At 66.3% G+C, this 11,730-nt stretch carries 11 protein-coding genes and 1 pseudogene; all 12 read right to left on the bottom strand.

Features of this window, described 5'->3' with window-relative positions:
* Window positions 1-1,931, bottom strand: a 1,931-nt coding sequence (locus NTW26_09775; GenBank protein ID MCX7022540.1) for a putative LPS assembly protein LptD, incomplete at its 3' end; no start/stop codon positions are given.
* A 38-nt stretch (window positions 1,932-1,969) separates the two neighbouring features.
* Window positions 1,970-2,797 carry an acetyl-CoA carboxylase carboxyltransferase subunit beta gene (locus NTW26_09770; GenBank protein ID MCX7022539.1) on the bottom strand — a complete coding sequence of 276 codons (828 nt, stop codon included), beginning with the start codon at window positions 2,795-2,797 and terminating at the stop codon, window positions 1,970-1,972.
* A gap of 114 nt (window positions 2,798-2,911) precedes the next feature.
* Window positions 2,912-3,844, bottom strand: coding sequence for a hypothetical protein (locus NTW26_09765; protein MCX7022538.1), 933 nt, complete (start codon window positions 3,842-3,844; stop codon window positions 2,912-2,914).
* Between the two features lie 50 nt (window positions 3,845-3,894).
* Window positions 3,895-4,269 (bottom strand): hypothetical protein, encoded by a 375-nt coding sequence (locus NTW26_09760; GenBank protein MCX7022537.1) that lies wholly within the window; start codon window positions 4,267-4,269, stop codon window positions 3,895-3,897.
* A 3-nt stretch (window positions 4,270-4,272) separates the two neighbouring features.
* Window positions 4,273-5,208 carry a class II fructose-1,6-bisphosphate aldolase gene (fba, locus tag NTW26_09755; GenBank protein MCX7022536.1) on the bottom strand — a complete coding sequence of 312 codons (936 nt, stop codon included), beginning with the start codon at window positions 5,206-5,208 and terminating at the stop codon, window positions 4,273-4,275.
* A 149-nt stretch (window positions 5,209-5,357) separates the two neighbouring features.
* Complete coding sequence (locus NTW26_09750) at window positions 5,358-6,386, bottom strand: NUDIX domain-containing protein (GenBank protein MCX7022535.1); 1,029 nt, start codon at window positions 6,384-6,386, stop codon at window positions 5,358-5,360.
* A gap of 2 nt (window positions 6,387-6,388) precedes the next feature.
* Complete coding sequence (locus NTW26_09745) at window positions 6,389-7,219, bottom strand: methyltransferase domain-containing protein (protein ID MCX7022534.1); 831 nt, start codon at window positions 7,217-7,219, stop codon at window positions 6,389-6,391.
* Entirely contained in the window at window positions 7,212-9,269 is a 2,058-nt protein-coding gene (locus NTW26_09740) for a hypothetical protein (protein ID MCX7022533.1), read from the bottom strand. The genes NTW26_09745 and NTW26_09740 overlap by 8 nt, the downstream gene beginning before the upstream one ends.
* On the bottom strand, window positions 9,266-9,667 hold the full coding sequence (locus tag NTW26_09735) for a hypothetical protein (protein MCX7022532.1): 402 nt from the start codon (window positions 9,665-9,667) through the stop codon (window positions 9,266-9,268). The genes NTW26_09740 and NTW26_09735 overlap by 4 nt, the downstream gene beginning before the upstream one ends.
* Window positions 9,668-9,820: 153 nt before the next feature.
* Window positions 9,821-10,234, bottom strand: a complete 414-nt coding sequence (locus NTW26_09730) for a hypothetical protein (GenBank protein MCX7022531.1) — start codon at window positions 10,232-10,234, stop codon at window positions 9,821-9,823.
* Window positions 10,235-10,325: 91 nt separating this feature from the next.
* A pseudogene (locus tag NTW26_09725) lies at window positions 10,326-11,042 on the bottom strand (sugar phosphate nucleotidyltransferase).
* A 66-nt stretch (window positions 11,043-11,108) separates the two neighbouring features.
* The coding region (locus tag NTW26_09720; protein MCX7022530.1) for a hypothetical protein at window positions 11,109-11,730 on the bottom strand (622 nt) is incomplete at its 5' end.

Genomic DNA, 11,730 nt, shown 5'->3' with positions numbered 1-11,730 from the left:
TCGAAGCTCTCCGTATCCCAGGTGTATGGGTTGTGCCGGGACTGGATGACGACCTGGGAGTCGTACCAGTCGGCAAAGACGGGCGTGATGTACACGCGGCTGATTAGGTCGCTCCAGGGCTGCACCACCGGCACGGGGGAATCAACGATATACCCCGAGGAGAGGTCCCAGCGCAGGAGCTCGACCGCCTGGTTGGTCGTGCCGTAATCCTCGGTGGCGCCGGTGTCCAGCTCGAGGCCGCCGCCCTGGCGCAATTTCAGGCGGTTGGTCAGCCCCAGGGTGAGGATGGTGGAGGGGGATTGGGTCTGACCGCCCGGGGGCACATTTTCCGTGTCAATGCCGGGTCGCCAGGTGAGGTTCACGCTCGGCTCGATGACGTGCCGGAGTTCGTCCTCTCCGGGGTTAAAAAGGCCGTAGATGCGCGTCGAGCCGCCGACTCCCGCCGAGTAGAGCGGCTGGACGAGGTCCGGGGATCCGTCGGCGGCGAGGCGGTACCAGTCCAGACTCCCGTCCAGGTACGGGGTGAACTTGAACCAGCGGAAGAGACCGAACGGGCGAGAGACGTGCGCGTCGAGACCGGCGGTGCGGAAGGGGACGGTCCCCTCGCGCAGGCGGTTGTAATAGCTGAAGCTCGTCGAGAAGAAGGCCCCCGAGCCGAAGAGCTCGGTCTGGGTCATGCCCAGGCTCAGGCGGGGGACGGTCCAGGTCGCCGGGCCGAGTGCGCCTTCCCCCTCGGTGGTGAAATGGCTCTCCACCTCCGTCCCCCCCTCGCTGATGAGAGTGGAGGTGTAGTCCACGCTGGCGTTGGCCGAGAAGTTTTCCCAGGAACGGGAGATGGAGAGGAAACTGTCGAGGTCGCGCTGGGTCCGTTCCTCGAAATACTCCGAGTAGTACTGATCGTAGAAGCGGTCGCTTCGCAGGGCCAGCTTCAAGAGGCCGTCCATTTCCCAGGGCAGGTCCTGGCGGTGCTGACCGGTGAAGCTCCACTGTTCCTTATTCCGCAGACGGTCCTCATCGTGGATGACGCGGAGCCAGTTCATCCCGCGCTCGGTGCCGTAGAGATAGCGCCCCTCCACCTCCTGGCGCCAGCCGTGGGTGGTGTCGTAGTCCAGGGCGAAGGTGCCGTCGGCGTAGTCGTTTATTGCCCAGAAGTAGGCGTTGCGGACGCGGAACTCGCGGTGCGCGTGGTAGCTCAGCCGGGGGGCCAGGAAGCCGGAGCGCCGGTCGTGGCCCAGGGGGTAGTAGTAAAAAGGCGCCAGGATCACCGGGACATGGCCGATGAAGAGCACCACCGGCCGGGCCACCACCTTGTCCCCGGCGTAGACCTTGAGCTGGGGGCACCAGAAGTGGTACTCCGGATTTTCTGGCCGGACGCTGGTGGTGAAGGTGGCGTCCGAGATGTGGATGACATCCTCCCCCTGGAGCTTGAGCTTCTTGCCGGTGGCGAAGCCGGTCTCCAGGCCGGTACGTCCCTGGTACACGATGCCGCGGCCTGTGTCGAAGTTGTAGCGCATCCGCTCGCCGTCCACGCGCTCGTTGCCCTCGACCAGCACCGGCGCGCCCAGGGCCTCCACCTCCCCCGTCGCCCCTTCGTAAACCACCGTGTCCGCGGAGAGCCGCATTTCGTTATAGGCCACGCGGGCGTTGACGTTCAGGATCAGCCGCTCCTCGGCGATGCGGTACTCGATCCAGCCGGTCTCGGCGTCCACGGCAAAGCCCAGCTCACCGGGGACGAGGGAATCCACGAAGAAGAAGTCGTTGCGCTCGTCGGCCTCCCGCAGGGCGGCGAGGGTAGAGGCGGAGGGCACTTCGTCGAGGACCGCCTGACCGACTGTAACGGGTGGCGCCGTTCGCGGGGCGAAATGAGTAACCTGCCCCTGGGCCGCGAGCTGGGTGAAAAAGACAAGGCTGACCAAGAGAGCTTTGCGCATGGCGAAAGGGCAAGGGGTTTCGCTAGAGGCGTAGCTCGCTACGCTCGGTTTGCCGGGGGCGGTAGGGGCGGGGCTCCGTCCCCGCCCGCGGGCGACCGCGGAGGGTCGCCCCTACGCTTCGCTCGTTTAAACCCCTTGTCTTGACCCTTGTATCCCGGCGGCAGCTTCTGCTTGATGGTCTGCTCGATGACCCGGGGGCCGGCGAAGCCCATAAGCGCCCCGGGCTCGGCTATGTGCACGTCCCCAAGCTGCGCGAAGGAAGCCATCACCCCGGCGGTCGTTGGGTCGGTGAGAACTACGAGATAGGGCAGCCGGGCCTCGCGCAGACGGGCGCAGGCGGCCGAGCTTTTCGCCATCTGCATCAGCGACAGGATGCCCTCCTGCATCCGCGCCCCACCCGAGGTACACACAGTCACCTGGGGAATCCCGAGCGTCAGCGCCCGCTCCAGCGACCGCGTCACCTTCTCCCCCACCACCGTGCCCATCGAGCCGCCGATGAAGGTGAAGTCCATCACCGCCAGCGAGATTTTTATCCCGTCCATGGTCGCCAGGCCGCAGATGACCGCCTCGGTCTCCCCGGTCTTGGCCATCGTCTCGGCGATGCGTTGGGAGTAGGGCTTGCGGTCCACGAACTCGAGGGGGTCCAGGGTCGTGAGGCCCGTGTCGTGCTCCTCGAAACTCCCCTCATCCACGAGCTGGCCGATGCGCTTGCGTCCGGGGACCTTGTGGTGGAAGCCGCATTTGGGGCAGACGAAGAGGTTCTCCTCGAGCTGTTTGGAGTAGAGGGTCTCGCCGCAGCTCTCGCACTTGAGCATCAGCCCGGTGGGGACAGACGGCCCGCGGCGTTCCCCGGTCCGTTCAGTCATGAACCGCTCCTGGCCTGGTATGGTTGTGATTCGTCAGGGGGCTCAACCTCGTTTCACGGCGATTTTAACAGGATTCTCGACCCGCTCGCAAAGCTTCACCTCTGTGTGCCGGAGCTAGAGGGAGAAGGACAGCCGGATACTGTGGCAGAGGCCGATGAGGCCCGTCTCGTACCTCGAGTAGGTTACTTCGATGAACCCCATGCGGAGCATAAACACGGCGCCCCAGCGCTCACCCTCGACATCGTACCCCCCGCCCACGGCCAGGCGCCCCAGCTCGGAGGACCAGGGGACCACGAGCAGGTTGAACCCGTAGCGGTAAGACCCCGCATCGGGCACGTAGAACGCCTCGACCGTGGGTGTGATGAACCCGAAAAGCTCGTAACCCAGGCCCGCGCGCAGAATCAGGGAGTCTATGGTGCGTTCGCCGGCCAGCGAGACGCCTGGCGGGATGACGTTCACGGCGGAAAGACCCACCCGCAGGTCGCCCGGACGCAGCATCAATCCCAGATCGAGTCCGAAGCCCGAATCGGCGCGTTCCCCGGCGTTGACGGTCAGCACTTTCAGGTTGAATCCCAGGGCGCCGAAATCCCCGATCTGCGTTCCCAGGGAGATGGAGGCCAAGGATTGATCGGTTTTGTACACCTGGCCGGTCCGGTTCCCATCGCCGTCGCGGCCGTAAACGGTTCCCAGATCCAGTTGGTACAGGCTGACGCCGAGGGTGGCCAGTGTCTTGACCTTCTCCAGGGCCGCCGATTCGGCGCGCATCGGCTTGACAATGCTCAAGCCGAAGCAGGCGTAGAGCGCATCGTTCAGATAGGGCGCCGCGGTAGCGGAGCCGATGACGTCTAAGTTCTCGGCATAGGCCAGGCCTGCCGGGTTCACCGCCGCCTCGCCCGACCCGGCCAGGGCGACGCCGAACCGCGCCAGGCCGAGGTACAAGCTCCCCCCGGCTAGCTCCTCCACCGGGTAAACCTCTCCGCCCCCGCCCAGAGCGACGAGGGGTGTCAGGAGGAGTAGGGCCACGAGCTGGAGGTGAAGTTTTTTCAAGACCAAGCCGCCGGTTGTCTTCGGACATCGCGCAACGAGCGCAACCGCGCTCAGCGGACCACGATAAACCGGAAGATGCTGCCCCGGACAAAGCACAGGTAGGTCCCCGCATTCACCGGGCGACCGCCGGCGTTGCAGCCGTCCCACTCAGCCTCGAAGACGACCATCTCGGGATAGCCGTCATAGACGCCCTCCGCCCGTCCCCCGCTCACCCTCGCCCCGACCAAGCGGATTACCTCCTCACCCAGGGTGTCCACGACGATGAAGGTAGGCGGGGAGGAGTTCCAGCCCGATTCGTAGTGCAGCGTGAGCGGCCCCTCGGCGGGCACCCAGGGCACCGGGTAGGCGTAGGCCTCCGCCGGGGAGACGTTCGCCGACGCCGCCGCGAAGAGAATCGCAAATACGATGGTGATTGTGAACCGCATTTTCTACCGGTAGAGGCCGGCCTTGCCCGCCGAGCCCAGGAGCTGCATCTTGTGCCGCACGACCTTGGTGACGGCCTCGCGGGCCGGGCCCAGGTACTTGCGCGGGTCGAACTCCTTGGGGTCGGTGGCGAAAACCTCGCGGATGGCCCCGAGCATGGCCAGGCGGATGTCGGTGTCTATGTTGACCTTGGCCACGCCCATAGTGACGGCCTTACTCACGGCCTCGTCGGGGACACCCTTACTTCCTCCGAGCTCGGCGCCGAACTTCTCGGCCCGCTCTCTCACCCAGTCGGGCACCGCGCTGGCACCGTGGAGAACCAGGGGGACTTGAACCCGCTTTTTTATCTCGGCCAGGCGGTCGAAGTCCAGCCTCGGCTCGCCCTTGAACTTGTACGCCCCGTGGCTGGTGCCGATGGCCACCGCCAGAGAATCCACGCCGGTGCGTTCCACGAAACCCTTGGCCTCGTCGGGGTCGGTAAAAATCGCCTCGCCCTCCTTGACCTGGACGTGCTCCTCGATGCCCTGGAGGCGGCCCAGCTCGGCCTCGCAGGAGCAGCCGCAGGCGTGGGCCAGCCCGGCGACCTCCTTCGAGGCGGCCACGTTTTCCTCGAAGGTGAGCTTACTGGCGTCAATCATCACGCTGGTGAAGCCGGCGCTGAGCGCCTGGACACAGGCGGCGAAATCCTTGCCGTGGTCCAGGTGGAGGCTGAAGGGGAGACCGGTCTCGAACGCGGCCAGTTTCACCATCTCCACCAGGTAGGCGGATCCGGCGTACTTCAACGCCCCGGAGCTCACCGCGATGATGGCCGGGGAGTTTTCCGCCTTGGCCGCCTCCACTATCCCCTGGAGTATCTCCATGTTGTTGATGTTGAAGGCCCCGACGGCGAAGCCTTTATCGTAGCCCACGCGCATCAACTGATCGTTGGTAAAAAGCGGCATTACGGCCTCCGGTCGAATGGAGACGAAAAGGGTGGTGAAAATACGGATGTGAGTATACCACGCGGGCCGCCCTGGGAGACAAGGGGCTTAACCGAGCGAAGCGAGCTATGCCCTCGGCAAACCCCCTTGCCCTTCCTTCCGCAGGGGGGCTAGGTCGCCGTCCCGGAGACGAGGTAGCGCGTACCCAAGGGCCAGCCGTCACGCACCCCGCGCTCGAGCTCGGCCGTGAGCCATTCCGGGTAGAGGGGCAGGCCGCGCAACTCCTCCAAGGTCCGCCAATAATGCCGGATGCTCTCCTCGACCTCCCCGGAACGCTCGACGTGCGGACCGGGGTTGAACTCCCCGCCTACGACGCGGCAAAGCCAGTAGAAGCCGAGTTCGTGCATACCCTCCGGCGCCCAGACCGGATCGATGAAGAAGTTGTCGTTGACGAAGAGGAGGTGTTGCGGCTCCACGACGAGGCCCGACTCCTCGAAGAGCTCGCGGACCACCGCCTCCGGTATCAGCTCGTCGGGCTCCACCGCGCCGCCGGGCAAGGACCAATCGCGACCGTAAAAGGTGGTAAGGACCTTCCCGTCCTCCACCACCACGCCCACGCCCCGGGGGCGTATCCCGCCCTCCGGCCGGGGAAAGTTGCCGGTGACGCATTCCCCCAGGGTATTCTCCGTTGCCGGCAGGCGTAGGTAGCGGCCGGGCGCGTCCCGATTCCAGTCCGCGCTCAACGTATCGCCCAGGCCCGCGGGGTAGAGGGCGATGTCGGTAAGGGAACGCCGGTCGCGGAAACGGACCTCGGTCATGATCCGCGCCTCGGGGGCCTCGGGGGAGGCGAACCCCAGCTTCGGCTCGCCGTCTATTTCGGCGTGAAAGTAGAGGCCGACGAGGTGCATCGGCCGGGCGTCGTAGGGGTCGGCGAAGAAGGTTTCAGCGACGTAGGCCAGGGGGCCGACCTCGGCGCGGCAGCCGGTCTCCTCGGCGAGCTCCCGCACGAGGGCCCGGGCGGCGGTCTCATCCGGATGCTGCTCCCCGCCGGGGAGGCTGTAAAAACGCCCCCCGTTGAGCTCGTAGCCGGTGACGAGGAGCCCGTCGCCGCGGGCGATGATGCCCGCCACCCGATGACGGATTTTCAGCGGACCGAGCCGGCAGGGCACGTTGAAGGCGCTGTGCGGCGGTAGCGGCACACTCACTCCGGTGAACGCGCGAGGAAGGCCAGGGCGCCGCTTCCCTCGCCGTACGGGCGGACCTCGACTTTAACGAAGCCCACTTCTTCCAGGAGGGCGGTCAGCCCCTCCGCGGTGAAGTGATGCAGGTGGTGGTCCTTCGACCCGCTCAGCAGCCGTTTGAACGACCGCAGGGGATGCCGGAGCGCGGACGAAAGACGACTCCCGAAAGGCCGCCGGAGCGTCCTCTCCTCCCCCGGAAGCCCCGCGCAATGCAGGATGACCAGCGTGCGCCCGCCAGGCTTCAGGCAGCGGCGCCCCTCGACGAGCACCCGCCGGGGGTCCAGGGCGTGGTCCAGCGTCGCGGCGCAGACGAACTCGTCGAAGACCGCGTCCCGGTAGGGCAGCTCCTCGCCGAAGCCCGCCACGAAGGTCATCGGGCGCTCCAGCGCCTCGCCGTATTGCTCACGGTAGACGGGCGGGGGTCCGCTGAGGAAACGTTCCAGGGCGGGATCGTGGACAACGAATAGGGAATCGCCACCCACGCTCCACCACTTCCGCAAGAGGCCCCAGCCGCCGCCCACGTCCAGCACATTCCCCTCCAGGGGTCCGCGGTGGCCGAAGAGCTCGGTCAGGCGGGCGATGCTCTCGGCGACGTACTCCCGATTCACCCCGGCCTGCTCCCGGGTCCAGCCGAGGAACTCGCCCTGAAACGCGCCCCAGCGCCGCCATAGGTCGTCGTCCACGTCGGGCAACCGGTCGTCGAGAAGACGGACCAGGGCCGGCGCCCGGGACAGGTCGTAGCGCGGCAGCTCCTCCTCACGGAACAGGGAAATCACCGCGCGGTCACTCACGGGCCGTTCCTCCCTCCACGGCGGTCCCCTCGCCCACGAAGGCCTCCTCTTCCAACTGTTCGGCCTCGCCGGAAACCTCGGTCTCCTCGCCCAGTTCGGCCCGCGTGACACCCTGGGAGGCCAGCATATCGAACGCCCGCTCGCGGAAAATATACTCTCCGGACTTCCAGAACAGGGGGACGTTGCGCTCCATGCCGCCGACGTAGCCGATGACCTCTTTCTCCAGCTTCATGAGCGCCGCCCGGGCCCAGTCGCCGCCCGCGCCCCGGTTTATCCAGAACGGACCCAGCATGCGGAATATCTGGTACAGCCGTTCCTCGCCACCCGGGTAGCTTTCGCAGGGGAAGTGGTACTCCCCGGCGATGTACCGGCGCAGGTCATAGGCGAAGCGGATGAGGAACGGCTCAATGTCCCCGCCGCAGGGGCCTAAGAAGTAATCCAGCCCCGGCAGGCCGGGATAGTCCATGTCGTACTCCGGGGGCGGGCTCCACGGGAAATCGGCGGGCACCGACGCCGGGGTGGGCTCCAGGACTATCTCGCCCTCCTCGGTCACCCCTTCCGTCGCGAGCTCCTTTTCGATGCGGCCCACGGCCTCGGCCGCGGCGAGCTGCTGTCGGTAGTACGCCGCCTCGTTCGCGCCCGAGGGCGGCGGCGGAATCGTGGAGTAAACGTCGCGCAGGATGACCTTGATCCCGTAGGGACCCGCGTTGTACATCGCGCCGGCCAGCTTCAACCGCAGGAGGCTGGCCCACTCGGTGGTGAAATCGAAGAGGCCGCCGGGGTAGAGGTTATCCTGGAAGCGGGGGTCGAAGTTCCAGCGACTCTGCTCGGACAAAAGGCCCTTCAGGTAGCTGATGCCCACCTGGAGGTTCAAATCGGCGATGTAGCGCAGGTCGTATCGCGTTTCCTGGGGCAGCGTGCCGAAGGGCACCCGACGCTTGACGCCGTCGTCGTCGTACTCTAAAAGGTAATTCCCACCCTTGACCACGGCACCGGTGAGCTGCATGTACCCCGTCGCCGAGCCGTGGTCGTAGGCGGCGCGGTAGCTGCGTCCCGAGCCCAGAACGTGCATCAGGCCGCACTCCTGGTAGCTCACCGCCAGGCAGAAGGCGCGGAAGGCCTCGTCGGAGATGTCGTAGCGCTTGGTGTAATCCAACACCGCCCCCCGTTCATCCGGGGAGAGAAAACCGGGGTGGGGCCGCCCGTCGGGATGTTCGGCGACGATTCTGGCGCAGATGTCCACGAAACGGTGCCAGAGGCTCCGCTCGGGGTGGAGGGCGTCGTAGGTCGGGATGTTGTCGAACGCGGCGAGGGTCCACTTCCCGGGGAGACCGGGCAGCTCGAACCGGATGCTCGCAAGCCACGCGAAGGTCTCCGGGCCGACAACGCGGTTGAGGAACGCCCGGGGAACCGGGGAACCGGGCACGCCGCCACCCAGGTTCGAATACCGGGCGAGGAAGGTCTCCTCGGTTGGCGCCGGGTAATCGAACCGTTCCCGGAAGGCGGTGAGCAGACGGACCAGCTCGGCGTCGAAGCGGCCGGAGGGGTCCCGGCAAGGGACGAACTGCAAGCCGTAAATCTCGGCGGCGGTGGTGAGCGCCAGATTCAACTGCCGCTTCAGGTAGGCCAGCACCGGGCTTTCGTAACCTTCCACATCGGTCACGCCCGGCTGGTAGTAGAGGCAGGGGAACGCTTTTCGCACAAGCTCGACCCGTGCCGGGCCGAGCGTCGGGGTTAGGGCGCGAGGGGTCTTGTGGCCGAAGAGCGGACGACCCTCGGCGTCGGTGAGGCTGACCAGGACGAAGGGGCCGTCGGGCGAATCCGGACCGGGTAGGACCGCGAGATGCGCCAATCGAGCCGGGTCGTTCCAGTCGCAGGTGCTGAAACGACCGTCCGGCGACTCCACCTCCAGTTCGACGACGTAATCCCCGTAGGGAACCGGTTGTCCCCGGAGGGAGCCCTGGTTGGCCACGCCGTTCCAGCGGAAGGCGTTCACCGCGAGGCGGCCCAGGCGGTGGCGCGGCGCGCCGAAGTCGCTGTAATCGCTCACCGGCTGGTCGGGGCGGACAACACCCGACCGCCCAGGACCACCGAGGGCCGCAGGGAGTCGAACTCGCCCGACACGCTGGCGAACTGGGCGTCGGCCAGGCCGCCGAACGGCTCGCCGAGCCGAAAGCGGTAAACCCCGCTCACCGTGATTTTAAAAAGCCGACCCTGGGCCAGCGGCATGGAGGTTTGGACGACCTCCCCCGAGGACGGGATGGCGAGCTCGAAGGCGTCGTAGGAAGGGACCGGGATGAGGAAGAGGACGACCGCCACGAAGAGGCCGAGGACGAGGAAGCCCAAGTCCACCTTGAACTCGGTACGTTCCCGCCTCCACTCGGCGGCCAGGAAGCAACCCAACAGCGCGCCGAAGCGCCGGAACGCGGCTCCGAGAGCGCGAACCATACGGCTAACCGAGCGAACCGAGCGAACCGAGCGAAGCGAGCTACGCCCCTGGCGAACCGAGCTATGCCCCTGGCAAAAAATACCGGGCTTTTCGGGCGCCGGTTCCGTCGCGGGCTGTTCGTGAAAGGCCGATTCCATTAAAACACTCTGAGCCTACCCCTCCACCGTCTCCCCGGAGGCTATCTCGCGGTCGTGGAAGGCTCGGGGGTCGGCGACGTCGGGGAGCACGCAGGCGTTGCGCCCGATGGAAGTACCGCGCGGAATCGTGGCGTTCTTTCCGATGACTGAAATTCCGGAGTTGTAGATCGAGGGGAAGCGCTGGTTGTAGGTATAGTCGTCGCCGGCGCCCACCAGGCTCTCGGCCCCCACGATGACCTCTTTGTCGAGGATGGCGTGGTCCACCTGGGCCCCCTCCTCGATGACCGTCCCGGAGAAAATTATCGAGTCGCGCACCACCGCCCCGGCGCCGATCTCGACATAGGGGGAGAGCACGCTCCGGACGACGACCCCGTCCACCACGCACCCGTTGGATACCAGGCTCTCCGGTGTGCACCCTCGATTTTTCATCGTAGAGGTCGAACTCGGGGACGGGCGCGATGAGATCCATGTTGGCCTGCCAGTAACTTTCTATCGTCCCCACGTCGCGCCAGTATTTTTCCCGGAATCTGAACGCGCGGAAGGGCACGTTCCGCTCTATGCAGCGCGGCAGCACGTCGCGACCAAAATCGTGCTCCGAGTCTTCTCTTCCCGCATCCTCAACGAGCAGCTCCTCCAGGAGCCCGGTCGAGAAAACGTAGATTCCCATGTTGGCCAAGTTGGACGGCGGGTTGGGCACCTTCTCTAAAAAGCTCACGACGTTCCCCGAAGCGTCGGCCTCGATGATCCCGTAGCGCGGCGCGTCCTCCCAGGGGACCTCCATGGCCGCCATCGTCACCCCCGAGCCGGACTCCACGTGCTCTTTTATCAGCGCGGAGTAGTCCATCCTGTACACGTGGTCGCCGGAAAGAATGAGGCATAGATCGGGCTTTACCGACCGGATGAATGGCAAGTTCGTGTATACGGCGTCCGCGGTGCCGCGGTACCACCCGCCGAGCCCACCGCCGGGGTGCGGATGCAGCAGGACGAGCCCGCCGTCCAGGCGTTTCAGGTCCCAGGGCTCCCCGCGCCCGAGGTGGGACTGCAGGGAGTGGGGACGGTACTGGGTCAGGACGCAGACGTTGTAGATGAGCGAATTGACGCAATTGGAGAGGGTGAAGTCAATGATGCGGTACTTGCCGCCGAAGGGCACTGCCGGTTTGGTGCGCTTGGCGGTCAGGACCCCCAGCCGGTTGCCCCTGCCGCCCGCCAGAATCACCGCCAGTGTCCTTAGTGCCATGTTCCGTCCTTAGGGCGTAGGGGCGACCCTCCGTGGTCGCCCGCGGGCGGGGACAGAGCCCCGCCCCTACGCTTCGATGGCCGCCCCGTGCTTCAGGTCGTAATCCGATACCAGGAGCCTTGGGTCAGCCAAGTCGGCGCCGAGGTGCGCGAGAAGCGTCTCGAGGACGAGGGCCCCGGCGACGATAATCTCCGCCCGCTCATTGTCGGTTGGGAGCAGCCGCCTGCGTTCGGCGAGGGGAACACCCGCTAGACGCAGGACGATAACGTAGATGTCGCCGCGGGTCAGTCGGGTCCCCTGAATCACCATCGGCAGGTACTCATTCAAGCCCAGGTGCATCGCCGCCAGGGCGGTCGCCGTGCCGCCGGAGGCGACGACGGGTAACCCGTGGGTATCCATCGGCAACCGGCTCAAGACGGCCCGGACGCCATCCCGGAGCTCCCCCATCTCCCCGGGCGCGGGAGGGTCGGAGTGGAGGTGATGACCGGTGAGGCCTATCGCCCCCAGGGGGAAGGACCGGGTCAAAAGCTCCCGGCCGCTCCACCAGGAGAACTCCGTGGAGCCGCCCCCCACGTCCACGGCCAGATACCCCCGCCCGTCCAGGTCCAGACAGCGCAGCCCCTCCTCCACCCCGACCCGTGTCTGCCAGGCCTCTTCGGTACCGGAGAGGAGCGTGAGTTCAACGCCC

Source organism: bacterium (assembly GCA_026398675.1).
GTDB lineage: Bacteria > RBG-13-66-14 > RBG-13-66-14 > RBG-13-66-14 > RBG-13-66-14 > RBG-13-66-14.
The sequence above is the reverse complement of the archived record's forward strand: the minus strand, read 5'-3'. Positions and strand labels throughout refer to the sequence as shown.